The sequence below is a fragment of the Paraburkholderia sp. SSBN10T genome, from assembly GCF_056619545.1.
This window is the reverse complement of record NZ_JBWQQI010000012.1, coordinates 15972-42488: the sequence shown is the minus strand read 5'-3', so window position 1 is coordinate 42488 and position 26517 is coordinate 15972. Positions and strand designations below refer to the sequence as shown.

Here is a 26517-nt window from a genome sequence, read left to right as displayed (position 1 = left end):
CCCGTGATTATACATAGAGTTAGCTGCGCGGTCAAAACTCATTGACAGGCGCGGCGAGTCCTCGTAGAGCCCCGCCAGACGGGCGGCCGCGCCTCGATCCCGCAGCCTGCGGCCCGGAACTGTCGCGATTCGCCTTATAATTCGCGGCACTACCCAATTCAGCCATCATGTCGTCGACTGCCACCCCCTCTCCCAACGCCGCCAGCCTGCTCGCTCCAATTGCCGAAGACATGGAGCAGGTGAATCGCGTCATCCGGCACCGCCTGGCGTCCGAGGTGATGCTGATCAACCAGATTTCCGAGTACATCATCAGCGCCGGCGGCAAACGCCTGCGTCCCGCGCTGCTGTTGCTGGTGGCCGGTGCGCTGGGCGAAACCACCGGGCACCGGCACGAACTGGCTGCCGTGGTCGAATTCATCCACACGGCCACCCTCCTGCACGACGACGTGGTCGACGAATCCGACCTGCGGCGCGGCCGGCAGACCGCGAACGCCCTGTTCGGCAACGCGGCGAGCGTGCTGGTGGGCGATTTCCTGTACTCGCGCTCGTTCCAGATGATGGTCGGGGTCGGCAAGATGCGGGTGATGGAAATTCTGTCCGAAGCGACCAACATCATCTCCGAGGGCGAAGTCCTGCAGTTGCTGAACATGCATGACGCCGACGTGGACGAAGCCCGCTACATGCAGGTGATCCGCTACAAGACGGCCAAGCTGTTCGAGGCGGCAGCCCAGCTCGGCGCGGTGCTGGCGGGGGTCGACGCGACCACCGAAGCCGCTGCGGCGGAATTCGGCCGGCGCATCGGCACGGCCTTCCAGATCATGGACGACTGGCTCGACTACACCGGCACGGCGGAATCCATGGGCAAGAACGCCGGCGACGACCTGCGTGAAGGCAAGCCCACGCTGCCGCTTATCTATCTGATCGAACGCGGCACGCCGGAGCAGTCGGCGCTCGCCCGCGAGGCCATCGAGCAAGGCGGCACGGACCGTTTCGAAACGATTTTCGAGGCGATCACCCGCTCCGGCGCGCTGGATCACACGCTGGAGTGCGCGAAACAGGAAGCGCAGGCAGCGGCCGCTGCAATTTCTTCGTTTCCTGATTCCATTTTCAAAGATAGCCTGCTAGAATTATGTTCTTACTCGACGGCGAGACAGTCTTGAACGGGACTGAAACGCCGGATTAGTCTGAATCGAGTCACTGCAGTACAAATCGGGGTGTAGCTTAGCCTGGTAGAGCGCTACGTTCGGGACGTAGAGGCCGGAGGTTCGAATCCTCTCACCCCGACCAGATTTTGAAAAACCGCGCAGCGTTGTGCGGTTTTTTTTCGCCCGTCGTTTTTGTACTCGTTGTCCGGTTGCGTTATCCCGTTTTGGCCGTCCCGCTGTTTTTCTGAGTCGCCCCAGTTCGCAGCACTGACGCACCGATGTACCGTGAACCGGAACCGCCCTAAGCCTTTTGGCCAGGCGGGCGCTCGCGGCCCCCTCTGCTATATTCTCCCCATCCGGCCCCTACCAGTTCGCGACACGTGGAACAACTACCCTTATGGGCGCAGATAGGCGCCGTCTTCCTGCTGCTTATCTGCTCCAGTTTCTTTTCTATTTCCGAAACGGCGATGATGGCGCTCAACCGCCACCGCCTGAAGCATCTCTCCAACCAGGGCGCACTCGGCGCCAAGACCACGCAAGGACTGCTCGCGCGCACCGACGAGTTGCTGAGCGTGATCCTGATCGGCAACAACCTGTTCAACACGATCATCCCGGTGCTGACGACCTCGGTGGCGCTGCATACGTTCGGCCGCAACAATCTGGTGCTGTCGATCGCCACAGGCATTGTCGCGTTCCTGATCATCGTGTTTGCGGAGATCACGCCGAAGATCGTCGGCGCCACCTTTCCGGAAAAAATCGCGCTGCCGGCCAGCCTGCTGATCGCACCGCTGATGCGCGCGACCAAGCCGATCGTCTGGTTCGTCAACCTGTTCGCCAACGGCATCCTGCGCATCCTGCGCATCAATACAAAGGGGGGCGCACACGACCAGCGCCTTTCGACTGAGGAGCTGCGCACCATCGTGCTGGAGTCCGGCAGCTTCATGCCGACCAAGCACCGCAGCATCCTGTTGAACCTGTTCGATCTGGAGAACATCTCGGTCGACGACGTGATGATTCCGCGCCGCCGGATCGAGGCGCTCGATTTCGATGCGCCGTTCGAGCAGATCCTGCATCAGCTCGAAACCTGCTACCACAACAAGCTGATCGTGTATCAAGGCGACATCGACCGCGTGCTCGGGGTCTTGCATGTGCGCAAGACGCTCTCGGCACTGCACAACCAGGAACTCGAGCGGGAGACGCTGCGTGAGCTGCTCGCCGAACCCTACTTCGTGCCGAGCGGCACGCCCGTGTTTCAACAGTTGCAGTACTTCCAGGAGAGCCGCCACCGTACGGCGCTGGTCGTCAACGAATACGGCGAGCTGCAGGGGCTGGTGACGCCGGAAGACATCATCGAGGAGCTGATCGGTGAGTTCACCACGTCGATCCCGCGAGGCGCGAATTCCCGCGGCGGCTGGAATGAAGACGGCGAGTGCATCGTCGCCGGCAGCATGCCGCTGCGCGAACTGAACCGGTGGCTGCAGCTCACGCTGCCGACCGATGGACCGAAGACGCTCAATGGGCTGATCCTCGAAGTGCTCGAAGAGATTCCAGATGGCGACGTGTGCGTGCAGATCGGCGAGATCAAACTCGAGGTGATGCGCAGTGACGATCAGGCGGTTCGGACCGTCAAGGTTTTCAAGCCGGGTTCGCGCTCGGGAACGAAGAGCAGCAAGGCACTGCGGAGTTGACGAGGCGGGCGCCCTGCGCAGCAGACCAGGCCATCCGGCCGAATAGCGCTGGCAGCCGGCGTGACGGATGATGGAGTCGTCATGTTCTACAGGCGGCTCCTGGCCGGTTTCCGATGTCATCCTCCCGCCGTTACACGCCGGCCGCTCCCGCGCAGCACCTCGCAGATCCAGTCACCCCGGGGCGTACAGCGTATCGCGCTAGCGCAGTTGAAGCCGACGTAGTTGAGTCCGGGCTGACCGCTACACCAACTCCATCGGCACCATCATCTGCCGCATCCTCAATCAGCCCATTTGCCGGTGCAATCCGCGACGATCTGTCCGGGCGCAACGCCGCGCCCGGCCTCGCCGACGCCGACAACACACCCGCCGTCCGTCTGCTCAGCGATACGCTGCGCGAAGCCACCCGCCGCAACGCATCGGATCTGCATATCGAACCCGCGGAGCAGGGCTGGCGCATGCGTCTGCGCATCGATGGCGTACTGCATGCCATCGCCCAACCGCCCGCTCATCTGCGCGACGCCTTCATCACGCGCGTAAAAGTGCTGGCACGCATGGACATCGCCGAGCGGCGCGTACCGCAAGACGGCCGCCTGCGCATTGCGACCGGCCCCGGACACTTCGAGGACTATCGCGTCAACTCGCTGCCCACACTGTTCGGCGAAAAGCTGGTGCTACGTCGGCTCGATGCGCTGCCCGCCACGCTCTCACTCGATTCACTCGGTCTCGACCCCGTTCAACGCGCCGCGCTCGAGGCAGCCATCGCCGCGCCACACGGACTTGTGCTCGTGACAGGCCCGACGGGCAGCGGCAAGACGCTGTCGCTGTACTGCTTCCTGCAGATGCTGAATGCCGAGTCGCGCAATGTCTGCTCGGTCGAAGACCCGGCGGAAATCCAGTTGGCCGGCATCAACCAGGTCAGCGTGCGCGAGAAGGCCGGTCTTACCTTTGCGGTGGCGCTCCGCGCGTTCCTGCGCCAGGATCCGGACGTGATCATGGTAGGCGAGATTCGCGATGAAGAGACCGCCGACGTCGCCGTCAAAGCAGCGCAGACCGGCCACCTGGTTCTCTCTACGCTGCACACCAACGATGCGCCCGCAGCCATCGCCCGGCTGATCGACATCGGCGTCGAGCCCTACAACCTCGCCGCGGCGTTACGCATGGTGACGGCGCAACGGCTCGTGCGGCGACTCTGCCTGGCGTGCCGAACCCCGGCGCCGCAATCGGTAGCCGTGCTGCGTTCAGCCGGCTTCGCCGAGGACCAGCTCGAAGGCTGGCAACCGTACCAGGCGGCGGGCTGCGAGGCGTGCCACGGCATCGGTTTTCGCGGGCGGGTCGGCATTCACCAGGTGATGCCGGTCTCGGACGCGATGCGCGAGCTGATCGTCGCGAGCGCAGGTACCCATGAGCTCGCCCGTCTCGCGCAAGCCGAGCAGGTGATCACCCTGCGCGATGCCGCACTGGCGCGGGTACGTGACGGCACGACCAGCCTCGCCGAAGCGCTGAGCGCCACAGAGGTCGCATGACCATGACGCTTCGTGCAACCGGAACCGAAGCGCCCGAGCTGCGCTTCGCGTGGCGCGGCGTCGATGCGGCAGGCACGCCACGCAGCGGCACGCTCATTGCCCCCGATGCCAATACCGTGCGGGCCGTGCTCAAGCGCGACAAACTATTCGTCGCCGAACTCACGGTGCGCGGGGCGGCGCCACGTCCTCAGGCACGCGCGGCCGAGGTGACGCGCTTCACGCGTCAGTTGGCCAGCCTGCTGCGCGCCGGATTGCCGCTCGCGCCCTCGCTGGAGCTGCTGGCGCAAGCCCCGGCGCCGCGCCGGCAGGGCATGTCGCGCATCGTCGCCGCCTTGGCGCGCGACATTACCGGCGGTCTGAGCTTCTCGGCGGCAATGGCGCGGCATCCCGCCCAATTCAATGCGCTGTATTGCCAGCTTGTCGCGGTCGGCGAGGCGGCCGGCGCACTGCCGGCGGTGCTGGCCCGCATCGCCGACGACCGCGAGCGGAGCGCCGCACAACGCGCCAAGGTGAAGGCCGCGCTCACCTATCCGGTTGCCATTCTGCTGCTGGCGCTCGGCATCACCGCGGCGCTGCTGGTCTGGGTGGTGCCGACGTTCAAACAGATCTTCGATGGCTTCGGCGCGCGCTTGCCGGCGCCGACCCAGCTCGTCATGGCGCTGTCCGCCGCCACTGCGCGATGGAGCGTACCGGCGCTCGCGCTGGCGGTAGTGGCCGGGTTCGCGCTGAGCTATCTGCTGCGGCATTCGGACAAGGCACGCGTGGCAATGGCGCATCTGTCGCTGCGCGTGCCGATCGCCGGCCCGCTGCTCGCTACCTTGTGTGCCGCCCGCTGGAGCCGCGCGCTCGGCACGCTGCTTTCAGCCGGCACACCGCTCGCCGACGCCTTCGACTCGCTGACTCACGCTACAGGCAACGCCTACTTCGACCGTGCGACCGGCGACATCGCCGCCCGCCTGCGGCGCGGCGAGCGCCTTGCCGCGGCGATGCGCGCCGTGCATTGTTTTCCCGCCGAAGTGGTTCAGCCTGTCGCCGTCGCAGAGGAGTCCGGTGCATTGGATACCATGCTGATCGACGTGGCGTCGCTCAGCGATCGTCAGGTTGACGAAAAGATCGGCACGCTTGCGAGCCTGTGCGAGCCGCTGGTGATCATCGTATTGGGGACGCTGGTCGGCGGCCTCGTTGTTGCGATGTATCTTCCCATCATTCAACTCGGCAACGTGGTGTAGCATCGCAGCCGAATCCCACTCATTCGCCATGCCGGCTAACTACGCAACCGTGTCAGAAACTTCCTTCAGCGCGCTTCATGGCAACTTTGCGGCCAGCCTTGGCGCCACCTTTGGCGCCTTGCCGGCGGGCGTGCAACTCACGTTTGCAATCGTCTTCGGCCTGGTCATCGGCAGCTTTCTGAGCGTGGTCGCCCACCGCTTGCCCATCATGCTCGAACGGGCCTGGCGCGAAGAAGTCTGCGATGCCACCGGCCAAACGCTCGAGGACGACGGCCTGCCGATCCGTTATAACCTGTGGCTGCCGCGCAGCGCATGCCCGCACTGTGGCCACGTGCTGCGGTCGTGGGAAAACATTCCGCTGGTGAGCTACCTGTTACTGCGCGGGCAGTGCTCCGCATGCAAGGCTCGCGTATCGGCCCGCTATCCGTTGCTCGAGATCGCCAGTGCCGCCTGCGCCGCGGGTGCGCTTGCCGTGTTCGGCCCTGACGCCATGGCGCTCGCCGCATTCGGCCTGTGTGCGGCCTTGCTCGCCATGAGCGCCATCGACATCGACACGCACCTGCTGCCCGACTCGCTGACCCTGCCGCTGCTGTGGGCCGGCCTGATCGTCAATTTCAACGGCATGTTTGCGAGCCTGCACGCTGCGGTGGCGGGCGCGATTGCCGGCTATCTTGTACTGTGGGTGGTCCACTGGCTGTTCAAGCTCGTGCGCGGCGTCGAAGGCATGGGTTACGGCGACTTCAAGCTGCTCGCCGCGCTCGGCGCCTGGCTCGGCTGGGCGGCGTTACCGCAGATCGTATTGATCGCGGCGGTGGCCGGCGCGGTCGTGGGACTCGCGGCAACGTGGCGCGGCCGCATGCGCTTCGAAGAGCCGCTGCCGTTCGGTCCGTTCCTTGCGGCCGGCGGCGCGCTCACCCTGTTTCTCGGCACCCCGCTCTATCTGGCATTCGGAGGCTGACGCATGTTTGCTGTGGGACTGACGGGCGGTATCGGCAGCGGCAAATCGACCGTCGCCGATCTGTTTGCCGCGCACGGTGTGGCGATCGTCGACACCGACCTGATCGCCCATCGGATCACCGCTCCCCACGGTGCGGCAATGGCGCAGATCGCCGGCGAATTCGGTGCTGCGTTCGTTGCAGCAGACGGTTCGCTGGACCGCGCTCGCATGCGCACGCTGATCTTCAGTGACGAAGACGCGCGCCGGCGTCTTGAAGCGATCACGCACCCGTTGATCCGAACCGAGACCGAACGCGCGAGGCGGGACGCAACCGGCCCATACGTGATGCTGGTGGTGCCGCTGCTAGTCGAATCAGGCACATGGAAAACACGCGTGGACCGGGTATTGGCCGTGGACTGCAGCGTCGAAACGCAGATCGAGCGGGTCATGCGCCGCAACGCCTTCAGCCGCGAGCAGGTGCTGGCGATCATTGCACGTCAGGCGACCCGCGAGGCGCGTCTGGCCGCCGCCGACGACGTCATCGTCAACGACAACACCTCGCTGGAAGAACTCAGCGCGCAGGTAGAGACCCAGCATCGTCTCTACCTGTCGCTGGCGGGCGCATGAGCGCTGAGCGTGGCGAGGGTGCGGCAAACGAAGCGCCACAATCCGTAGCGCCAACGCAGCGCGCCCAAGCTGTCACAATCAAGAATGGAGAGCACACTCAAACAGCCGCAAAACACGCGGAAAAACGTGCAGAAGCACGCCCAAAAAGTGTGTGATTGCTAGGGTAGTCTCACGGCATTAGAATGTTCTGCATTCCCGTCACCGACCACGCCCGAGGCGAGCCCGCTTGATCCTTTACGAGTATCCCTTCAACGAGCGAATCCGGACGCTATTGCGCCTCGAAGACCTCTTCGAGCGCTTCACGTTCTTTCTGACTCAGGAAGATCCCAGGGAACATCATGTCGCGCTGACGACGTTGTTCGAAATCTCTGAGGTCGCCGGTCGCGCGGATCTGAAGTCGGATCTGATGAAGGAACTGGAGCGGCAACGTCAAACGCTTGCGCCGTTCCGCGGCAATCCGGGCATCGAGCAGAACGCGCTCGAGGCAGTGCTAGGCGAAATCGAGCAAACGCTCGCAGGGCTCTCGCAGATGCAGGGCAAGACTGGCCAGCATCTTGCAGACAATGAGTGGCTGGCCAGCATCCGCAGCCGCGCCATCATCCCGGGCGGCACCTGCAAGTTCGACCTGCCGTCTTACTATGCCTGGCAGCAAACGCATCCTGATCAACGCCGCCAGGACATCGCCAAATGGGTCACGCCCCTGCTGCCATTGCGCGACGCCGCAACCATCGTGTTGCGTCTGGCGCGCGAGTCGGGTCAAGCCTCGAAGGTCATGGCCATGCAGGGAAGCTACCAGCAGATGCTGTCGGGCCGCTCGTATCAGTTGATGCAGGTGCGTGTCGCGCCGGAGTTGCGGGTCATTCCCGAGGCGAGCGCCAACAAGTACATGCTGTGGGTCCGGTTCACGGTGCAGGACGGCGACTTGCGGCCGCGCGCGGTAGATGTGGATGTGCCGTTCCAGCTCACCCTGTGCAGCCTGTAACGCCACATTCGCGCCTTGTGCCGCGGGGGCGCCTTTCATGCAGCGAAAATGCCCCTATATTAGAGACTTGTCCCGTTTTCGATTGAACGCCTGACCGAATGATCACTGTCGTTAAATGCCCAACCTGCGCGAAGGAAGTCCGCTGGACGCCTGAAAACCGCTTCCGCCCCTTCTGCTCCGAACGCTGCAAGCAGATCGACCTCGGTGCATGGGCCGCTGAGAAGTACAAGATCGGCAGCACAGATGAGGAAGCGCCGTCAGACGACGAGCCGACGGGCGACTACAACCCGCACTAAACGTAGCTCGCGAGCCGTGTGGCTCGGCTGACGCGCCGCGCGAGTTCCGGCAGCTTGCTGCACTGTCAGCCGCGCCCGCACCACCACTCAAGCGCTCAAGGCGCGGCCTCAGGCCGCACCCCGCTCAACCTTGTTCGCCGCTATTCCGCGGCCAGCCACTCAAGCACCGGAATCGTTGCCGGCAACAACGGCGACACGTCCGCAGGCAATGACTGCCAGACAAACGCCTGGCCTTCCCGCCCGTGCGGCTCGCCGGTCCAGCGCGTGACCTTGCAGAAGTAGAGCCGCACGTAGGCATGCGGATAATCGTGCTCGAGCGTATGCCAACGGTGGCTCGCCGTGACCTCGATGCCCAGTTCCTCATGCAGTTCCCGAGCCAGCGCCGCCTCGACCGATTCACCCGGCTCCAGCTTGCCGCCCGGAAACTCCCAATATCCCTCATAAGGCTTACCGGCCGGCCGCTGGGCCAGCAGGTAACGCCCGTCCGGCTGCACGAGCACGCCGACGGCCACTTCCGTGACCGGCCGGCCCTGAGGGTTGACAGTAGCCGCGTGGGTCGTGTCCGTCATGCCTGCGCCTTCCGGCCGGACCAGTCGCGGGCAAACTGCCATGCCACGCGTCCCGAGCGCGAACCGCGTTCGAGCGCCCATACGAGCGCATCGCCGCGAGCCGATTCGATTTCCGCAGCGTCGCAGCCGAAGTGCTGCAGCCAGTGCGCGACGATCGACAGATAGTCGTCCTGCTTGAACGGATAGAAGCTGACCCACAGCCCGAAGCGCTCGGACAGCGAGATCTTTTCTTCGACCACCTCTCCCGGATGAATCTCGCCATCGGACGTATGTTTGTACGTCTCGTTGTCGCTCATGTATTCGGGCAGCAGATGGCGCCGGTTCGAAGTAGCGTAGATCAGCACGTTATCGGACTGCGCCGCCACCGAGCCGTCGAGCGCCACTTTCAGCGCCTTGTAACCGGACTCGCCTTCTTCGAACGAAAGATCGTCGCAGAACACCACGAAGCGCTCCGGACGCTGCGAGATCAGGTCGACGATGTCGCCCAGATCGTGCAGGTCGTCCTTGTCCACTTCGATCAAACGCAGGCCGTCTTTGGCGTACGCGTTCAGACACGCCTTGATCAGCGAAGACTTGCCGGTGCCGCGTGCGCCCGTCAGGAGCACGTTGTTGGCGGGTTGCTTGAGGACGAATTGACGAGTGTTCTGCTCGATCAGCCCTTTCTGGCGATCGATGTTCTGCAGGTCGTCGAGTGTGATGTCCGAGATGGCCGGCACCGGTTGCAGGTAGCCGCGCCCCTGGCGTTTGCGCCAGCGGAACGCCACCGCCGCCGACCAGTCCACCTCCGGCGTCGCAGGCGGAAGCACGGCTTCCAGGCGGCCGAGCAATGCTTCGGCGCGGGTCAGAAACTGTTCGAGTTTATCCATGACGAAAAATAAGAGCGAAGCGGCAGGTCGGGGGACGCTTACGAACGATAGTCGGCGTTGATGCTCACGTATTCGTGCGACAGATCGCACGTCCAGATCGTAGCTTGCGCGTCGCCACGGCCCAACACGACGCGAATCAGGATTTCCGCCTTTTTCATCACGCGCTGTCCGTCTTCCTCACGGTACTCCGGATTGCGGCCGCCGGCCTTCGCCACCAGCACGTCGTCCAGATACAGGTCGATCTTGCCGACATCGAGATCCGTCACGCCGGCATAACCAATCGCCGCGAGAATCCGGCCGAGGTTGGGGTCCGAAGCGTAGAACGCCGTCTTGACCAGCGGCGAATGGCCGATCGCATAGGCGATCTGGCGGCATTCGGCCACATTCGAGCCGCCTTCCACCTGCACCGTCATGAACTTGGTGGCGCCTTCGCCATCACGGATGATCAACTGCGCGAGCGTCTGCGCAAGCTCGGTCACCGCATCGCGCAGCGCCGCGTAGGCGGGCGAATCGGTGGACGTCACGGCCGGCAGGCTCGACTTGCCCGAGGCGATCAGGATGAACGAGTCGTTGGTCGAGGTATCGCCGTCGATCGTGATGCAGTTGAACGAGCGGTCCGCGACATGCTTGACCAGCGCATCGAGCACCGGCTGCGAAACCGCTGCATCGAAGGCGAGGAAACCGAGCATGGTTGCCATGTTCGGCTTGATCATGCCCGCGCCCTTGCTGATGCCGGTCATCGTCACCATGTGGCCGTCGATCGTCACCTGACGCGAGGCTGCTTTAGGCAGCGTGTCGGTGGTCATGATCGCCTGCGCGGCGTCGTACCAGTGCGCGGCCTGGCGGTTCTCCAGCGCAGCGGGCAGGCCAGCCTTCAGACGGTCGACGGGCAGCGGCTCGAGAATCACGCCGGTCGAGAACGGCAGCACCTGTTCGGCTGCGATACCGGCCAGACGCGCCAGCTCGACACAGGTTTCGCGCGCGTGCGCGAGGCCCGGCTCACCGGTGCCCGCGTTGGCGTTGCCGGTATTCACCACCAGCGCGCGAATTGCCTTGCCGCCGGTGCGAACGTGCTCGAGATGCTCACGGCAGACGGTCACGGGCGCCGCACAAAACCGGTTCGACGTGAACACGCCACTGACCGTCGCGCCTTCTTCGACGGAAATGACCAGCACGTCCTTGCGGTTCGGCTTACGAATGTTCGCCTCAGCCCAGCCTAGCGTAACGCCGGCGACGGGGTGAAGTTGGGTGGGATCGATCGAGGGGAAATTGACAGCCATGGTCGCGACCTGTCTAAGTTGAAAATGCCGGCATGGAGCCGGCATCGGGAAATCACAAGAGGGTGGGACGGCGCACGCCCCACCACCGGGGAATCACCAGCAGACGCTGGGTAAAACGACGCGGCGCGCTTGACGCGCGCCGCTGGTTCAATCTCAAGCAATCTTGCCGTGGCACTGCTTGTACTTCTTGCCGCTGCCGCACGGGCAAGGGTCGTTGCGGCCCACCTTCGGCACGCCGTCGCCAAGCGGCTCGACCGGCGCATGCGCACCGTGGCTCATCGCGTCGCCGATCATCGCGGCCGCCGCTGCCTCGGCCGTCACCGGAGCCGCAGCCTCGGCAAATTCGGCGTGGCGGAACTCGACATGCTCGAGATGGCTGCCCTGCTCCTCATATTCCTCGGCCGCCTGCTCGAGCTGCTCCGGCGACTGGATCTGCACGTTCATCACCACCCGCGTGACTTCGAGCTTCACCGCATCGAGCATGGCCGCGAACAGTTCGAACGCCTCGCGCTTGTACTCCTGCTTCGGGTTCTTCTGCGCATAACCGCGCAGGTGAATGCCCTGGCGCAGGTGGTCGAGCGCGGCGAGATGTTCGCGCCAGCTACGGTCCAGCGTCTGCAGCATGATCGAGCGTTCGAAGCCGCTGAAGTTTTCGCGGCCGACCTGCGCCACCTTCGACTCGTATGCTTCGTCCGAAGCGGCGATCACCGCTTCGAGGATTTCGTCGACGCTGATCGACGACGACTCGTTGATCATTTCCTGAATCGCCAGATCGAGCTGCCATTCGTTGCGCAGCACTTCTTCCAGCTCAGGCACGTCCCACTGCTCTTCGATACTGCCCACCGGCACGAACTGGTGAACGATGTCCGTAATCACGCCATGACGCATCGCGCCGATGGTTTCCGTGATGTCATTCGCCTCGAGCAATTCATTGCGCTGCTGATAGATCACCTTGCGCTGATCGTTCGACACGTCGTCGTATTCGAGCAATTGCTTACGAATATCGAAGTTGCGCGCCTCGACCTTGCGTTGCGCCGATTCGATCGAACGCGTGACGATGCCCGCTTCGATCGCCTCGCCTTCCGGCATCTTCAGGCGGTCCATGATGGAGCGGACGCGGTCGCCCGCGAAAATGCGCAGCAGCGGATCTTCCAGTGACAAATAGAAGCGCGACGAACCGGGGTCGCCCTGACGGCCCGCACGGCCGCGCAACTGGTTGTCGATCCGGCGCGATTCGTGGCGCTCGGTGCCGATGATGTGCAGCCCGCCCGCAGCCTTCACCTGATCGTGCAGCGCCTGCCATTCGTCATGCAGCTTCTGGATACGGCGTTGCTTTTCTTCCTCCGGAATCGCCGGATCGGCTTCGACGAACGCCGCCTGCTTCTCGGCGTTGCCGCCCAGCACGATGTCGGTACCGCGGCCGGCCATGTTGGTCGCGATCGTCACGCGCTTCGGACGGCCCGCTTCCGCCACGATCTCCGCTTCACGTGCGTGCTGCTTGGCGTTCAGCACTTCGTGCGGCAGACCGGCCTGCTTGAGAAGATGCGACAGCAACTCGGAATTTTCGATCGAAGTCGTACCCACCAGCACCGGCTGGCCACGGTCGTGACAGTCGCGGATATCGCGAATCACCGCGTCGTAGCGTTCCTTCGCCGTCTTGTAGATCTGATCCTGCTTGTCGATCCGCTTCGGCGGACGGTTGGTCGGGATCACGACCGTTTCCAGCCCGTAGATCTCGTTGAATTCGTACGCTTCCGTATCCGCCGTACCGGTCATGCCGGACAGCTTCGCGTACATGCGGAAGTAGTTCTGGAACGTGATCGACGCGAGCGTCTGGTTTTCGCTCTGGATCTTGACGTGTTCCTTCGCCTCGACAGCCTGGTGCAGGCCGTCCGACCAGCGGCGGCCCGACATCAGGCGGCCGGTGAATTCGTCGACGATCACGACTTCGTTGTTCTGCACCACATAGTGCTGGTCTTTGTAGAACAGCGTGTGTGCGCGCAAGGCGGCGTACACGTGGTGCATCAGCGTGATGTTCTGCGGCGCGTACAGGCTTTCGCCCTCGCCGATCAGGCCCCACTCCGAGAGCAGGCGCTCGGCCTTTTCGTGCCCGGATTCCGTCAGGAACACCTGACGACCCTTTTCGTCCAGCGTGTAGTCACCCGGCTTTTCAACGCCCGTGCCGTCGGCTTTTTCCTCGCCGATCTGGCGCTCTAGCAGCGGCGGCAGCGCATTCATGCGCACGTACAGTTCGGTGTGGTCTTCGGCCTGGCCCGAGATGATCAGCGGCGTACGCGCTTCGTCGATCAGGATGGAGTCCACTTCGTCGACGACCGCGAAATTCAGCGACCGCTGCACCCGCGCGTCGGTCTCGTAGACCATGTTGTCGCGCAGGTAATCGAAGCCGAATTCGTTGTTGGTGCCGTAGGTGATGTCCGACGCGTACGCCTGCTGCTTCATGGCGTGGTCCATCTGCGACAGGTTGATGCCGACCGACAGACCGAGGAAGTTATACAGACGCGCCATCCATTCGGCGTCGCGTTGTGCGAGGTAATCGTTCACCGTCACGACATGCACGCCGCGCCCGGCCAGCGCGTTCAGATACACCGGCAGCGTGGCGACCAGCGTCTTGCCTTCGCCGGTGCGCATTTCGGCGATCTTGCCGTAATGCAGCACCATCCCGCCGATCAGCTGGACGTCGAAGTGGCGCATCTTCAGGACGCGCTTGCTGGCCTCCCGGCAGACCGCGAAGGCCTCCGGCAGCAGCTTGTCGAGCGACTCGCCGCTGGCAATGCGCTGGCGGAATTCACCCGTTTTGGCGCGCAGTTGGTCATCCGTCAATTGCTCGATCTGCGGCTCGAGCGCATTGATCGCCGTGACGGTCTTTTGATATTGCTTGACTAGCCGCTGGTTGCGGCTGCCAAAAATCTTTTGTAGAAAACCGGTGGTCATCGGATCGGTGTCTGCGTCGCGGCTTCGGCTGGTTCTCGGCATGCGGTCTGGCCACATGCGGATGCGGAGTCGGAAGTGCCTCGGCGGCTTAGTCCAAGAGTGAATTCGAATCAGGGATTTTAGCACGCGCCCCAGCGCGCGCCTGTGACACAGGCGCGACGCAGCGGCGCCGCGCTCAGCCCCGGCCGCCGCCCATCGGAGCCGGCCGGAAGCAGATCCCGCGCGGTACAATCCCGGCGTGAGTGCGCATTGGGTGCACTCACGCCCTACTATCCTACATGAGCCGCTCCCCGTCGTTTTCAAGGCCGCCGCAGCAGTTCAAGGCGCGCCGTCCGCAGCCGCTCGCCGAGGTGCTCAACCGCACCGATGCGTTTGCCGCCCTGCGTGCCGGCGTGGAGCAGATCGCCGCGCTCGAGCGGGACCTGCGTCAGTTGCTGCCCGACTACCTGGCCTCAAGCGTGGAACCTGGATTCATCAAGGACGGCGTACTGGCACTATTTGCTGCGCACAACGCGCTGGCGGCCCGCTTGCGTCATCTGGAACCGCGTCTGCTGGCCGATTTGCAGCAGCGCGGCTGGCCGGTCAACTCATTGCGCATCCGGGTGCGGCCGCAAGCGGTGAAAGAACCGCCCCCCACCAAGCAGGCGCGCATGACGCCGGCGGGCGCCGACGCGTTGCACGCGCTGAGCGAATCGCTCGCGCCTTCGCCCTTGCAGGCGGCGCTCGCGAGGATGGCCGCACGGCACCTGCGCAATCGCGAACCCAAAAAATAAACGGCCCCGCAGGGCCGTTTATTTTTCATACATCTGAAGCATGCGCCACGCGGCGCGCCCCAAGAATCAGGCAAACGCCGTTTGCGTGTCGAACGCGAAACCGCGCGGGGCTTTCTGCTTGTCTTCGAAGGTCACGATTTCGTAAGCGTCCTCGTGCTTCAACAGCTCGCGCAGCAGCGCGTTGTTGAGCCCGTGGCCCGACTTGTACGCCGTGTACGAGGCGAGCAGCGGATGGCCGATCACGTACAGGTCGCCGATCGCGTCGAGCATCTTGTGCTTCACGAACTCGTCGTCGTAGCGCAGGCCGTCGTTGTTCAAGATGCGGTACTCGTCCAGGGCGATGGCATTGTCCAGGCTGGCGCCGCGGGCGAGACCCAGTTCGCGCAGCATTTCCACTTCATGCGCATAGCCGAACGTGCGGGCCCGGGCGATATCGCGCACGTAGGAAGTATGCGCAAAGTCCACTTCCAGCGCCTGGCCGGTCTTGTCGACTGCCGGGTGACGGAAATCGATCGTGAACTTCAGCTTGAAGCCGAAAAACGGCTCCAGGCGGGCGAACTTGTCGCCTTCGCGGATTTCGACCGCCTTCTTGACCTTGATGAACTTCTTCGCCGCGTTCTGTTCCTCGACGCCCACCGACTGGATCAGGAACACAAACGTAGCGGCGCTGCCGTCCATGATCGGAATTTCTTCGGCGGTGACATCGACGTACAGGTTGTCGATGCCGAGGCCCGCGCAGGCCGACATCAAATGCTCGATGGTCGAAACGCGCACGCCGTCCTTCTGGAGCACGGAGGCAAGGCGCGTGTCGCCAATCGACGTCGTAGCCGCAAGAATATCCACCGGCGTCGGCAGGTCCACTCGCGTGAACACGATTCCCGTGTCAGGACCGGCCGGGCGAAGCGTCAACTCAACCTTGCGGCCCGAGTGCACGCCGATACCGACAGTCTTGACAATCGATTTGATAGTGCGCTGCTTCAACATGGTGATCTTCTATTCGATTGAAAATCCCAATCGGGACTTTTTATTCCATAGCGCGGAGTATACTCCATTACCCTAAGAAGCGTCGTTGCACGGAAGGTATCAATCTGTTTCGCTGCATTACCCAATTTTCCGAATGGGCAAAGCGTGACGGGCCGATGCCCGGAATGGAGGCGTTTCCGGTCATCAGCCCGCGTTACGGCTTGTCACACGAATGCCTTCTGGCCGTTGCCCTGGCACAACGAAACACCGGGAAAAGGGCCGTTCAGCACTCCAGAACTAGCTCAACGTAGCGAGGATACTCCCTGCATCGCTGACTTCGAACTTGCCGGGCGCCTCGACGTGCAGCGTCTTGACCACGCCGTCGTCGACCACCATCGCGTAGCGCTGGGAACGAATCCCCATGCCGCGCGCCGACAGATCCTGCTCCAGACCGAGCGCCCGCGTGAAAGCCGCACTGCCGTCCGCCATCATGCGCACCTTGCCCGAGGTGTGCTGATCGCGTCCCCACGCGCCCATCACGAACGCGTCGTTGACGGACACGCACCAGATTTCGTCGATGCCGGCAGCGCGCAACTGCTCGGCGTGTCCGACATAACCCGGCACATGTTTGGCCGAACAGGTTGGGGTGAACGCGCCCGGCAATCCGAAGATCACCACGCGTTTGCCCGCCGTCTGTTCGCGCACGTCGAAGCTGTTTGGTCCGATCGTGCAGCCCGCACGCTCGTCCTCGATCAATTCGAAGACGCTTGCGTCGGGTAGCTTGTCACCCACCTTGATCATGCTCAGTCCTTCACATCGATGCGGAGCGTGCCCGCACGTTGTCGTGCCGCAGTGGATCGTGCAGTCGCGCATCCACCCCAACTTTTTGCGCTATCTGCCGGCGACAGCCACCCCTTCCGCTTCGCGAATCCGAAGAGGGCACCTGTCCTTGCCGCATTTCCGACGAAAATACGGCCTGCCTGGTCGTTCCACCCGCCACGCTCGTGCACTTCCCTGCTGGCACGCAGCCATTGCCGTGCCGCAGCGAAAGCCTGCTCGTGCGCGTCAGTCCGCCTGCTTGCGCAGGAATGCCGGAATATCGTACGTGTCGACGCCCTTTTCCTGCAGCGCCTGCACGTGCGAAGCCGCCGTGTCACGCGAAGTGCGCCACACTGCCGGCGTATCCAGCGCGCCGTAGTCTGCCGTGCTTGCGTGATGTTGCGGAGCGTACGCGTGTTGCATTGCGCCGATCGGCTGGTTGTCCGTGCCGGTACGCAGCAGCGTCATCGGTGCCGATTGCTGCTTCTTCGCCGCACGGCCCAGACCCGTTGCCACCACCGTCACGCGCAGCGCGTCGCCCATTGCATCATCGTATACCGCGCCGAAAATCACAGTTGCGTCTTCCGCCGCGTAGCTCTTGATGGTGTTCATCACTTCGCGGGTTTCCGACAGACGCAGCGAGCGACTCGACGTGATGTTGACCAGCACGCCACGTGCGCCCGACAGATCCACGCCTTCCAGCAGCGGGCTGGCCACAGCCTGCTCGGCGGCCAGACGCGCGCGATCGACGCCGGCAACCGTCGCCGTGCCCATCATCGCCTTGCCCTGCTCGCCCATCACCGTCTTCACGTCTTCAAAGTCGACGTTCACCAGACCGTCGACGTTGATGATTTCGGCGATGCCTGCAACTGCGTTGTTCAGAACGTCGTCTGCGCACTGGAAGCACTTGTCCATCTCGGCGTCATCGCCCATCACCTCGAACAGCTTGTCGTTCAGAACGACGATCAGCGAGTCGACGTGATCCTCCAGTTGCTGCGAACCGGCTTCTGCCACACGCATGCGCTTGCCGCCTTCGAATTCGAACGGCTTGCTGACCACGCCAACAGTCAGGATACCCATTTCCTTGGCGATCTGCGCCACGACCGGAGCTGCCCCCGTGCCGGTGCCGCCGCCCATGCCTGCGGTGATGAACACCATGTGCGCGCCGCGCAGTGCGTCTGCGATGCGCTCACGTGCTTCTTCTGCTGCCGCGCGGCCCATTTCCGGCTTGGCGCCAGCACCGAGACCGGTGTTGCCGAGCTGGATCACCGCGGAAGCGCGCGAACGCGACAGAGCCTGCGCGTCCGTGTTCATCACGATGAAGTCGACGCCTTGCACGCCTTTGTTGATCATGTGCTGAACGGCATTGCCGCCAGCGCCACCGACTCCGATCACCTTGATGATGGTGCCGTTGGTTTCGGTTTCCAGCATCTGGAATTCCATGTTGCCTCCGTCAAGATAAAAAATTGCAGCCACTCGGCCGTTATTCGGCAGGAGATCGGGCAACCCCCTGTCGCGCGCCAGCCGCCGGCACCAGCGCGTATTTCGAAATCGTTAGAAGTTGCCGAGAAACCAGTCCTTCATGCGGGTGAAGACCTGGCCCATCGAACCGGATTGCACCGCCACCTTGCGGCCGCGCATCCGTTGCGAACGTCCTTCCACCAAGAGGCCCATCGCCGTCGAGTAGCGCGGGTTGCGCACCACGTCCGCGAGACCGCCCGCGTACTCGGGTACGCCGATGCGCACCGGCTTCAGGAAGATGTCCTCACCGAGCTCGACCATGCCGATCATCATCGACGCACCGCCGGTCAAGACCACGCCGGAGCTCAGCAGTTCCTCGTAACCCGACTCGCGCACCACCTGCTGCACGAGCGAAAACAGTTCTTCGACGCGCGGCTCGATCACCGCCGCCAGCGCCTGGCGCGACAGCGTGCGCGGACCGCGCTCGCCCAGCCCCGGCACTTCGATCATCTCGTCCGGATCGGCCAGGGCCTGCTTGGCGATGCCGTAGTCGACCTTGATGTCTTCCGCGTCCGGTGTCGGCGTGCGCAGCGCCATGGCGATATCGCTCGTGATCTGGTCGCCGGCAATCGGAATCACCGCGGTATGGCGGATTGCGCCTTCGCTGAAAATCGCGATGTCCGTCGTGCCGCCGCCGATGTCGACCAGCACCACGCCGAGTTCCTTCTCGTCCTCGGTCAGCACCGCCAGCGACGACGCCAGCGGCTGCAGGATCAGGTCGTTCACTTCGAGCCCGCAGCGGCGCACGCACTTGACGATGTTCTGCGCCGCACTCACCGCGCCCGTCACGATATGCACCTTCACTTCGAGGCGGATGCCGCTCATGCCGATCGGCTCGCGCACGTCTTCCTGGCCGTCGATGATGAATTCCTGAGTCAGGATGTGCAGCACCTGCTGATCGGTCGGGATGTTGATCGCCTTGGCCGTCTCGATCACGCGCGCGACGTCCGCCTGCGTGACTTCCTTTTCCTTGATCGCCACCATCCCGCTCGAATTGAACGAGCGGATATGGCTGCCGGCGATTCCGGTAAACACGTTCGTGATCTTGCAGTCGGCCATCAACTCGGCTTCTTCGAGCGCGCGCTGAATGGACTGCACGGTGGCCTCGATGTTCACCACCACACCTTTCTTGAGCCCCTTCGATTCGCTCTGGCCGAGGCCGATCACCTCGTAGTGACCTTCGCCTTTCAGCTCGGCGACGATGGCCACGACCTTCGACGTCCCAATGTCGAGGGCGACCAGCAGATCTTTGTAGTCTTTACTCATAGCGTGCTCATTGCGTGTGATGTTCCGTTACTTCTTGCCTTTGTCGGGTTCGCTGATAAAGCGCATACCTGCTGCGCGAATCGCGAAACCGTTCGGATAGCGCAAGTCCGCATACTCGATATCCTTCCCCCAACGTTGCGTCACTGCTGCCCACGCCGCCGTCAGGCGCCGGCTGCGATCGAACAGCGTTTGCTGGTTGCGCTCGCGCCCCAGTTCCACCTGCATCCCGTTCGACAGCTTCACCGTCCAGGCGTAACGCGGCGACAGCGTCACTTCTTCCGGCGTCGCGCCCAGCGGCGCAAACCACTTCTTGAAATCGCGATAGCGCGCGACCACTTCCTGCGCCGTGCCGTCGGGACCGTCGAAGGCCGGCAGATCCTCTTCGAGTTCACCCTGGTTCGCCGTGAACAGCTCGCCGTCCACGCTCACCAGTTGATCGCTGCCCCACGTTCCAAGCGGTTTGTACTCTTCCAGCGTGACAGCCAGCGCATTCGGCCAGACGCGCCGCACACTCGCGTGACGCACCCACGGCATCTGCTCGAAGGCCTGGCGCGCCGCGTCCAGATCCACGGTGAAAAAATTGCCCTTCAGGCGGCCCACGACCCCGGCGCGCACCGTCGGCGAGTTGATGTGCTCGGTGTCGCCGTCAATGCGGATTTCGCGCAACGCAAAGTTCGGCCGCTGCACCACCCAGATACCGCCTGCCGCCAGCAGCACGAGCACCAGCAACGCATGCAGCGCGTTGGCGGCGAAATTGAGCTGGCGAACGTTGTTCCACATAGCGATAACGTCAGTCCTTCAGCGTGAGCGCCAACACGCTCACGACCAGTTCTTTGTAGCTGATGCCGACCGCGCGCGCCGCCTTCGGCGGCAGCGAGTGATCGGTCATGCCCGGCGCCGTATTCACTTCGAGGAAATACGGGTTGCCGTCCGCGTCCAGCATGAAGTCGGCACGGCCCCAGTCGGTACAGCCGAGCACGTCGAAGGCGCGGCGCGCCAGCGCCTTCAGGCGGGCTTCTTCGGCCGGCGCCACGCCGCACGGAATCAGATACTGGGTGTCGTTGGCGACGTACTTCGCGTGGTAGTCGTAGAACTCGCCCGCCGGCACGATACGGATCACCGGCAGATCCAGCTCGCCCGCGATGCACGCGGTGTACTCGCCACCGCCTTCGATGCTCTTTTCCACCACCACGATCTTGTCGAACTTCGCGGCTTCTTCGAGCGCGGCCGGCAAGGCGTCGGCGCGCTTCACCTTGATGACCGCGACGCTCGAGCCTTCGCTCGCCGGCTTCACAAAGAGCGGCAAGCCGAGCTTGGCGACGATCTCCGCCGCACGCGCCGCATAGTCGTCACCGCGCAGCACCGCTTCGAACGGCGGCGTCGGCACACCGAGTTGCTGCCACACGAGCTTGGTGCGGAACTTGTCCAGACCGAGCGCCGAGCCCAGCACGCCGCTGCCGGTGTAGCGAATGCCGTAAAAGTCGAGCGCACCCTGGATCTGGCCGTTCTCGCCGTAGCCGCCGTGCAGCGCGTTGAACGCGCGCACAAAACCCTCTTCTTTCAACGCCGCGAGCGGACGCTCAGCGGGATCGAACGGATGAGCGTCGATGCCGGCTTCGCGCAGCCCTTGCAGCACGAGGCGTCCCGAGTTGAGCGACACTTCGCGCTCGGCGGATTCACCGCCGAGCAGGACTGCCACTTTGCCGAACATTTTCGGATCGATACTGCTCATTTCGCACCTTCGTTTTGCGCGAGACGACCCGGCACACCGCCGATCGAACCCGCACCCATCGTGATCACCACGTCGCCTTCGCGCACGAGCGCCGCGAGCGCGTCCGGCACTTCGTCCACCGTTTCGACAAACACCGGCTCGGTCTTGCCCGCCACGCGGATTGCGCGGGCGAGCGCCCGGCCGTCGGCGGCGACGATCGGCGCTTCGCCCGCCGAATAGACTTCCGTCAACACCAGCGCATCGACGGTGGACAGCACCTTCACAAAATCTTCGAAACAGTCGCGCGTACGCGTGAAGCGGTGCGGCTGGAACGCCAGCACCAGACGCCGGCCGGGGAATGCGCCGCGTGCGGCGGCAATCGTCGCGGCCATTTCCACCGGGTGATGACCGTAGTCGTCGACCAGCGTGTACGTACCGGCCGCTTTACCCTCCGCTACGACCGGCACCTCGCCGTAGCGCTGGAAGCGCCGGCCTACGCCGTTGAAATCCGCCAGCGCTCGCTGGATATCGGCATCTTTCACTTCAAGTTCAGTCGCAATCGCAATCGCGGCCAACGCGTTCTGCACGTTGTGCGTGCCAGGCAGGTTCAAGACAATGTCGATCGGCGCCGCGTCTTCGCGCATCGCCGTGAAATGCATCTTGCCGTCGCGGGCTTCCACGTTCACCGCGCGCACCTGTGCATCCGGCGCAAAACCGTAGCGGATGATCGGCTTCGAGACGAACGGCAGGATCTCCTTGACGTTCGGATCGTCGACGCACAGCACCGCGATGCCGTAGAACGGCAGACGGTGCGTGAACTCGATGAACGCCTGCTTGAGCCGCGCAAAGTCGTGGCCGTAGGTGTCCATGTGATCGGCGTCGATGTTCGTGATGACTTCGATCACCGGGAACAGATTCAGGAACGACGCGTCCGATTCGTCCGCCTCGGCGACGATGAAGTCACCGGTGCCAAGGCGCGCGTTCGCGCCGGCGCTGATCAGCCGGCCGCCGATCACGAAGGTCGGATCGAGCCCGCCCGCGGCGAGCACGCTCGCCACCAGCGAGGTGGTCGTGGTCTTGCCGTGGGTGCCGGCAATCGCGATGCCCTGCTTCAGGCGCATCAGTTCCGCGAGCATCACCGCGCGCGGCACGATCGGAATGCGGCGATGGCGCGCGGCCAGCACTTCCGGGTTATCGCTGCGCACGGCCGTCGAGACGACCACGGCGTTCGCGCCTTCGATGTTGCCGGCATCGTGACCGATCGCGATGCGCGCGCCGAGCGCGGCAAGCCGGTCGGTCACGGCGTTCTTCGCCAGGTCCGAGCCGCTCACCTGATAGCCGAGGTTCACCAGCACTTCGGCGATGCCGCTCATCCCTGCGCCGCCGATACCGACGAAATGAATATGTTTGACGATGTGTTTCATTGTTGCCTTCCTTCTGTGCTCGGGCTCCGGCTCGGGACTACGCCTGCCACGTTCGCGCAGATCTGCGCGACCTGTTCCGTGGCATCGGGTTTCGCGAGCGAGCGCGAACGCTCTGCCATGTCCGCGAGGCTCTCGCGGGTCTGGCTGCGCAACCAGGCGGCGAGACCATCCGCCGTCAGTTCGCGTTGCTGCACGACCAGCGCCGCGCCGTGCTCGGCGAGGAACGCTGCGTTGGTGGTCTGGTGATCGTCGACCGCGTGTGGGAACGGCACGAACAGCGCCGCCACGCCCACTGCCGCAATCTCGGCGACGGTCATCGCGCCCGAACGGCAGATCACCAGATCCGCGTTCGCGTAGGCGCTCTTCATGTCGTCGATGAACGGCACGAGTTGCACGTTCGCTTCTGCGCTCTGTTCATTCGCTGCGCCCGTTTCACCATCGACGCCCAGCAAACCCGCTTCCGCGTAGTTCGCTTTCAGCGCATCGATATGCTTCGCGCCGGCCTGATGCACCACGTGCGGACGTTCCTGCGGTTTCAGCAAAGCCAGCGCACGCGGCACGACTTCGTTCAAAGCTGCGGCCCCCAAACTGCCGCCTACAACCAGCAGATTCAACGGACCGCTGCGTTGGGCGTAGCGTGCTTTGGGTGGCAATGTGCGCGCAAGTTCCTCACGAATCGGATTTCCGGTCCATTCGGCGTGCGGCAACGCGTTCGGGAATGCCACGAGCACACGCTTGGCGACTTTCGCCAGCACCTTGTTCGCGAGGCCGGCGATCGAATTCTGTTCATGCAGCACGAGCGGACGGCCGCTCAACGCGGTCATCAAACCAGCCGGGAACGTGATGTAACCGCCCATGCCGAGCACGACGTCGGGCTTCACGCGCCGCAGCACGCTCAAGCTCTGGGCGCAGGCACGCAGCAGATTGACCGGCAGCATTAGCTTGGTCTTCAGCCCCTTGCCGCGCAGACCGCCAAAGCGCACGTACTCCATAGGAATGCCGTGTTTGGCGACAAGCGAAGCTTCCATGCCCGCGGGATTGCCGAGCCACACGACTTTCCAGCCCCACGCCTGCATCAGGTGGGCGACCGCGAGCCCCGGGAACACGTGTCCCCCGGTGCCGCCGGCCATCACCATCAGCGTGCGCTGTTGCGTGGGCGTCATACTTTCCCTCCACGCATCAAGACCCGGTTCTCGTAATCCACGCGCATCAGCACCGCGACGGCCACGCAGTTCAGCAAGATGCCCGAGCCGCCGTAGCTGACGAGCGGCAACGTCAAACCCTTGGTCGGCAGCAAGCCGAGGTTCACGCCCATATTGATGAAGGTCTGCGCGCCGAACCACAGGCCCATGCCCTTCGCCACCAGGCCCGCAAACGTGCGATCCAGCGCCAGTGCCTGACGGCCGATTTCGAACGAGCGGCGCACGATCCAGTAAAACATCAGGATCACCACCAGCACGCCCACAAAACCCAGTTCCTCGCCGATCACGGCAAGAATGAAGTCGGTATGCGCTTCCGGCAGGTAGTTGAGCTTTTCGACGCTGCCGCCAAGGCCCACGCCAAACCACTCGCCGCGCCCGAAGGCGATCAGCGAGTGCGTCAATTGATACGCCTTGCCCTGCGCGTAACGGTCGTCCCACGGATCGAGGTAGGCGAAGATCCGCTCACGACGCCACGGCGAGGCCCACACGAGCAGGCTGAAGGTGCCGACCGCAGTCGCCACGAGGCCGCCGAACAGCTTGCCGTTCACGCCGCCGAGGAACAGCACGCCCATCGCGATCGCGGCAATCACCATGAACGCGCCCATGTCGGGCTCGAGCAGCAGCAGCGCGCCGACCACGCCCACGGCAAAGGCCATCGGCAAAAAGCCCTTGGCGAAGCTATGCATGTATTCCTGCTTGCGCACCGTGTAGTTCGCCGCGTAGATCGTCACGGCGAGCTTCATGATTTCCGACGGCTGCATGTTCGTGATGCCGAGCGGAATCCAGCGGCGCGCGCCGTTCACACCCTTGCCGATGTGCGGAATCAGCACGATCACGAGACTCAGCAAGGCCAGCAGAAACAGCTTTGGCGCGTACTTGTCCCACGTCGAAACCGGAATCCGGAACGCGATCACGCCGACCACCGAGCCCATGACCACGAAGATGATCTGGCGCACGAGAAACGCCCAGTCGCGATACGACGAGTACTTCGGCGAGTCCGGCATCGCAATCGACGCCGAGTACACCATCACGATGCCGAGGCCGAGCAGCGCGATCACCACCCACAGCAGCGAGTGGTCGTAATCGAGCATGCGCGAGCGCAGCGGACGCACGCCGTTGACGGCGCTCGCGAGGCCGCTCGTGGTGCGGCCCGCGCTGGCATTACCGACTGAGCCGCGCTGTCTGGCGAGGCGCGAACCGAAGCGTTCCGACCAGCTCATATCATCGTCCCCCGTTCGGCAGCGATGTCTTCGACCGTGCTGCGGAACACCGCGGCACGATGCGCGTAACCCTTGAACATGTCGAAACTCGCACAGGCCGGCGACAGCAGCACCACGTCGCCCGGCTGCGCAAGCGCCGCCGCGGCGCGCGTGGCTTCTTCGAGCGTGACGTGATCGGTCATGGCGATGCCGGTGTCGGCGAGCGCGGCACGAATCAGCGGCGCATCGCGGCCGATCAGCATGACCGCACGGCACCAGCGCATCACCGGTGCGGCGAGCGGTTCGAATTCCTGGCCCTTGCCGTCACCGCCCGCAATCAGCACCGCGCGCTGCGCGAGGCCGTCGAGCGCCGCGACGGTCGCGCCGACGTTGGTGCCCTTGCTGTCGTCCACATAGTCGATGCCGTCGATCGAGGCAATCAGTTCCACGCGATGCGGCTCGCCGCGGTACTCGCGCAAGCCGTGCAGCAGCGGTGCGCCCGGCAGGTCGATGGCCCGCGCCAGTGCATACGCGGCGAGCGCATTGGCGGCATTGTGCAGGCCGCGGATGCGCAACGCGTCAGCCGGCATCAGGCGCTTGAGGGCGATGTTTTGCGGCGCGGCCGTCTCGTGCTTGCGACGGCGGGTCGGCGCGGGTTCGTCAGTGGCGTCACGGTCATGCGCTTCGACGAGCCAGATAATGCCGTTGTCGCGCATCAGGCCGTAGTCGCCCGGGCGGGTCGGCTCGGTGACGCCGAAGGTGACGATCGGTACCGTCGCGTCGCCCGCGGGCGCGAGCGCCATCACGCGAGCGTCGTCGCGGTTCAGCACACGCACGGTCTGTGCTCCGAAGATCCGGCCCTTCGCCGCAGCGTAAGCGTCGAGACCACCATGCCAATCGAGATGGTCCTGCGTGATATTGAGAACGACCGCCGCGTCCGGTGCAAACGTATGCGCCGTTTCCAACTGGAAGCTCGACAGTTCGAGCACCCAGACATCGGGCAGTGCGGTGTTGTCGATGGCTTCCGTGAGTTTGTCGAGCGCGGCCGGGCTGATGTTGCCCGCCACCGCGACCTTCTTGCCGGCGCGTTCGCACAGCAGGCCAGTCAGGCTCGTCGTGGTGGTCTTGCCGTTGGTGCCGGTGATCGCAATAACCTTCGGCGCATAGCCGCTCTCGCCGAGCGTCTTCAGCGCCTGGGCGAAAAATTCGAGCTCGCCCCACACCGGGATGTCCTTTTCGCGCGCTTCGGCGATCAGCGGCAGCAGGTCGGCGGCGAGCGGCGACAGGCCGGGGCTGATCGCCACCAGTTCGACACCGTCGAGGAGCACAGGCGAAAACGGCCCGCCGACAAACTCGGCATCGATGCCATGCGCTTCCAGCCCGGACAGGTTCGGCGGCACCTCGCGCGTGTCAGCCACGCGCAGCCGACACCCGTGCCGCGCGCACCAGCGCGCCATCGCGAGACCCGATTCACCGAGTCCCAGCACAAGCACCATCGGCTTTTGCCGATCCCGAAACTTCTCGCCAAACATTGCTTTCCCTTTT

At 64.0% G+C, this 26517-nt stretch carries 23 protein-coding genes and 1 tRNA gene; 10 read left to right on the top strand and 14 right to left on the bottom strand.

Features of this window, described 5'->3' with window-relative positions:
• Positions 1-167 precede the first annotated feature (167 nt).
• The 9 genes from AC1ECK_RS19220 (at position 168) to yacG (ending at position 8427) form a co-directional block, all read left to right on the top strand.
• Complete coding sequence (locus AC1ECK_RS19220) at positions 168-1160, top strand: polyprenyl synthetase family protein (RefSeq protein WP_480321633.1); 993 nt, start codon at positions 168-170, stop codon at positions 1158-1160.
• Between the two features lie 50 nt (positions 1161-1210).
• Positions 1211-1287, top strand: a tRNA-Pro gene (locus AC1ECK_RS19215).
• Between the two features lie 238 nt (positions 1288-1525).
• Positions 1526-2833, top strand: a complete 1308-nt coding sequence (locus AC1ECK_RS19210) for an HlyC/CorC family transporter (protein WP_480321631.1) — start codon at positions 1526-1528, stop codon at positions 2831-2833.
• A 113-nt stretch (positions 2834-2946) separates the two neighbouring features.
• Entirely contained in the window at positions 2947-4356 is a 1410-nt protein-coding gene (locus AC1ECK_RS19205; RefSeq protein ID WP_480321629.1) for a GspE/PulE family protein, read from the top strand.
• A gap of 2 nt (positions 4357-4358) precedes the next feature.
• On the top strand, positions 4359-5585 hold the full coding sequence (locus tag AC1ECK_RS19200; RefSeq protein WP_480321954.1) for a type II secretion system F family protein: 1227 nt from the start codon (positions 4359-4361) through the stop codon (positions 5583-5585).
• 28 nt (positions 5586-5613) lie between these two features.
• Positions 5614-6543, top strand: coding sequence for a prepilin peptidase (locus AC1ECK_RS19195; protein ID WP_480321627.1), 930 nt, complete (start codon positions 5614-5616; stop codon positions 6541-6543).
• 3 nt (positions 6544-6546) lie between these two features.
• Positions 6547-7149, top strand: coding sequence for a dephospho-CoA kinase (gene coaE, locus AC1ECK_RS19190; RefSeq protein WP_480321625.1), 603 nt, complete (start codon positions 6547-6549; stop codon positions 7147-7149).
• A gap of 226 nt (positions 7150-7375) precedes the next feature.
• Complete coding sequence (zapD, locus tag AC1ECK_RS19185; RefSeq protein WP_480321623.1) at positions 7376-8131, top strand: cell division protein ZapD; 756 nt, start codon at positions 7376-7378, stop codon at positions 8129-8131.
• 98 nt (positions 8132-8229) lie between these two features.
• The gene (gene yacG, locus AC1ECK_RS19180) at positions 8230-8427 is read left to right on the top strand and encodes a DNA gyrase inhibitor YacG (RefSeq protein WP_480321621.1); all 198 of its coding nucleotides are present in this window, start codon (positions 8230-8232) and stop codon (positions 8425-8427) included.
• A gap of 140 nt (positions 8428-8567) precedes the next feature.
• Here the strand turns inward: yacG and AC1ECK_RS19175 are convergent, their stop codons facing one another.
• The 4 genes from AC1ECK_RS19175 to secA all read right to left on the bottom strand — a co-directional run bounded on the left by AC1ECK_RS19175 (position 8568) and on the right by secA (position 14094).
• On the bottom strand, positions 8568-8996 hold the full coding sequence (locus AC1ECK_RS19175; protein ID WP_480321619.1) for an NUDIX domain-containing protein: 429 nt from the start codon (positions 8994-8996) through the stop codon (positions 8568-8570).
• A complete protein-coding gene (locus tag AC1ECK_RS19170; RefSeq protein ID WP_480321617.1) occupies positions 8993-9862 on the bottom strand; it encodes an ATP-binding protein in 870 nt (289 codons plus the stop codon). Before AC1ECK_RS19170 ends, AC1ECK_RS19175 begins: the two co-directional genes overlap by 4 nt.
• Positions 9863-9900: 38 nt before the next feature.
• A complete protein-coding gene (gene argJ, locus AC1ECK_RS19165) occupies positions 9901-11142 on the bottom strand; it encodes a bifunctional glutamate N-acetyltransferase/amino-acid acetyltransferase ArgJ (RefSeq protein ID WP_480321615.1) in 1242 nt (413 codons plus the stop codon).
• Between the two features lie 153 nt (positions 11143-11295).
• Positions 11296-14094, bottom strand: a complete 2799-nt coding sequence (gene secA, locus AC1ECK_RS19160; RefSeq protein WP_480321952.1) for a preprotein translocase subunit SecA — start codon at positions 14092-14094, stop codon at positions 11296-11298.
• 278 nt (positions 14095-14372) lie between these two features.
• Here secA and AC1ECK_RS19155 point away from each other — a divergent pair, with 278 nt between their 5' ends.
• Complete coding sequence (locus AC1ECK_RS19155) at positions 14373-14867, top strand: DciA family protein (RefSeq protein ID WP_480321613.1); 495 nt, start codon at positions 14373-14375, stop codon at positions 14865-14867.
• A 66-nt stretch (positions 14868-14933) separates the two neighbouring features.
• Here the strand turns inward: AC1ECK_RS19155 and lpxC are convergent, their stop codons facing one another.
• From lpxC to murD, 10 genes are all read right to left on the bottom strand, one after another.
• Positions 14934-15851 carry a UDP-3-O-acyl-N-acetylglucosamine deacetylase gene (lpxC, locus tag AC1ECK_RS19150; protein ID WP_480321611.1) on the bottom strand — a complete coding sequence of 306 codons (918 nt, stop codon included), beginning with the start codon at positions 15849-15851 and terminating at the stop codon, positions 14934-14936.
• 276 nt (positions 15852-16127) lie between these two features.
• Complete coding sequence (locus tag AC1ECK_RS19145) at positions 16128-16631, bottom strand: redoxin family protein (RefSeq protein ID WP_480321609.1); 504 nt, start codon at positions 16629-16631, stop codon at positions 16128-16130.
• A 264-nt stretch (positions 16632-16895) separates the two neighbouring features.
• On the bottom strand, positions 16896-18092 hold the full coding sequence (gene ftsZ / locus AC1ECK_RS19140) for a cell division protein FtsZ (protein WP_480321607.1): 1197 nt from the start codon (positions 18090-18092) through the stop codon (positions 16896-16898).
• Between the two features lie 111 nt (positions 18093-18203).
• Positions 18204-19436: a cell division protein FtsA gene (gene ftsA, locus AC1ECK_RS19135; protein WP_074262553.1), complete on the bottom strand. Its 1233-nt coding sequence runs from the start codon at positions 19434-19436 to the stop codon at positions 18204-18206.
• A gap of 27 nt (positions 19437-19463) precedes the next feature.
• The gene (locus AC1ECK_RS19130) at positions 19464-20216 is read right to left on the bottom strand and encodes a cell division protein FtsQ/DivIB (RefSeq protein WP_480321605.1); all 753 of its coding nucleotides are present in this window, start codon (positions 20214-20216) and stop codon (positions 19464-19466) included.
• Between the two features lie 10 nt (positions 20217-20226).
• On the bottom strand, positions 20227-21168 hold the full coding sequence (locus tag AC1ECK_RS19125; RefSeq protein WP_480321603.1) for a D-alanine--D-alanine ligase: 942 nt from the start codon (positions 21166-21168) through the stop codon (positions 20227-20229).
• Complete coding sequence (gene murC, locus AC1ECK_RS19120) at positions 21165-22571, bottom strand: UDP-N-acetylmuramate--L-alanine ligase (protein ID WP_480321601.1); 1407 nt, start codon at positions 22569-22571, stop codon at positions 21165-21167. Before murC ends, AC1ECK_RS19125 begins: the two co-directional genes overlap by 4 nt.
• Positions 22568-23734, bottom strand: a complete 1167-nt coding sequence (gene murG / locus AC1ECK_RS19115; protein ID WP_480321599.1) for an undecaprenyldiphospho-muramoylpentapeptide beta-N-acetylglucosaminyltransferase — start codon at positions 23732-23734, stop codon at positions 22568-22570. Before murG ends, murC begins: the two co-directional genes overlap by 4 nt.
• Positions 23731-24993: a putative lipid II flippase FtsW gene (ftsW, locus tag AC1ECK_RS19110; RefSeq protein WP_480321597.1), complete on the bottom strand. Its 1263-nt coding sequence runs from the start codon at positions 24991-24993 to the stop codon at positions 23731-23733. The genes murG and ftsW overlap by 4 nt, the downstream gene beginning before the upstream one ends.
• Positions 24990-26504, bottom strand: coding sequence for a UDP-N-acetylmuramoyl-L-alanine--D-glutamate ligase (gene murD, locus AC1ECK_RS19105; protein ID WP_480321595.1), 1515 nt, complete (start codon positions 26502-26504; stop codon positions 24990-24992). Before murD ends, ftsW begins: the two co-directional genes overlap by 4 nt.
• Positions 26505-26517 lie beyond the last annotated feature (13 nt).

Excerpts from the sequence above, each read along its gene's own strand:
- AC1ECK_RS19205 (WP_480321629.1), top strand. The coding sequence starts at position 2,947 with ATGTCATCCTCCCGCCGTTACACGCCGGCCGCTCCCGCGCAGCACCTC.
- ftsA (WP_074262553.1), bottom strand. The coding sequence starts at position 19,436 with ATGAGTAAAGACTACAAAGATCTGCTGGTCGCCCTCGACATTGGGACG.
- AC1ECK_RS19170 (WP_480321617.1), bottom strand. The coding sequence starts at position 9,862 with ATGGATAAACTCGAACAGTTTCTGACCCGCGCCGAAGCATTGCTCGGC.
- AC1ECK_RS19175 (WP_480321619.1), bottom strand. The coding sequence starts at position 8,996 with ATGACGGACACGACCCACGCGGCTACTGTCAACCCTCAGGGCCGGCCG.
- secA (WP_480321952.1), bottom strand. The coding sequence starts at position 14,094 with ATGACCACCGGTTTTCTACAAAAGATTTTTGGCAGCCGCAACCAGCGG.
- ftsW (WP_480321597.1), bottom strand. The coding sequence starts at position 24,993 with ATGAGCTGGTCGGAACGCTTCGGTTCGCGCCTCGCCAGACAGCGCGGC.
- AC1ECK_RS19145 (WP_480321609.1), bottom strand. The coding sequence starts at position 16,631 with ATGATCAAGGTGGGTGACAAGCTACCCGACGCAAGCGTCTTCGAATTG.
- murG (WP_480321599.1), bottom strand. The coding sequence starts at position 23,734 with ATGACGCCCACGCAACAGCGCACGCTGATGGTGATGGCCGGCGGCACC.
- yacG (WP_480321621.1), top strand. The coding sequence starts at position 8,230 with ATGATCACTGTCGTTAAATGCCCAACCTGCGCGAAGGAAGTCCGCTGG.
- AC1ECK_RS19220 (WP_480321633.1), top strand. The coding sequence starts at position 168 with ATGTCGTCGACTGCCACCCCCTCTCCCAACGCCGCCAGCCTGCTCGCT.
- ftsZ (WP_480321607.1), bottom strand. The coding sequence starts at position 18,092 with ATGGAATTCCAGATGCTGGAAACCGAAACCAACGGCACCATCATCAAG.
- murC (WP_480321601.1), bottom strand. The coding sequence starts at position 22,571 with ATGAAACACATCGTCAAACATATTCATTTCGTCGGTATCGGCGGCGCA.
- argJ (WP_480321615.1), bottom strand. The coding sequence starts at position 11,142 with ATGGCTGTCAATTTCCCCTCGATCGATCCCACCCAACTTCACCCCGTC.
- AC1ECK_RS19195 (WP_480321627.1), top strand. The coding sequence starts at position 5,614 with ATGCCGGCTAACTACGCAACCGTGTCAGAAACTTCCTTCAGCGCGCTT.
- murD (WP_480321595.1), bottom strand. The coding sequence starts at position 26,504 with ATGTTTGGCGAGAAGTTTCGGGATCGGCAAAAGCCGATGGTGCTTGTG.
- AC1ECK_RS19200 (WP_480321954.1), top strand. The coding sequence starts at position 4,359 with ATGACGCTTCGTGCAACCGGAACCGAAGCGCCCGAGCTGCGCTTCGCG.
- lpxC (WP_480321611.1), bottom strand. The coding sequence starts at position 15,851 with ATGTTGAAGCAGCGCACTATCAAATCGATTGTCAAGACTGTCGGTATC.
- AC1ECK_RS19130 (WP_480321605.1), bottom strand. The coding sequence starts at position 20,216 with ATGTGGAACAACGTTCGCCAGCTCAATTTCGCCGCCAACGCGCTGCAT.
- AC1ECK_RS19155 (WP_480321613.1), top strand. The coding sequence starts at position 14,373 with ATGAGCCGCTCCCCGTCGTTTTCAAGGCCGCCGCAGCAGTTCAAGGCG.
- AC1ECK_RS19125 (WP_480321603.1), bottom strand. The coding sequence starts at position 21,168 with ATGAGCAGTATCGATCCGAAAATGTTCGGCAAAGTGGCAGTCCTGCTC.
- coaE (WP_480321625.1), top strand. The coding sequence starts at position 6,547 with ATGTTTGCTGTGGGACTGACGGGCGGTATCGGCAGCGGCAAATCGACC.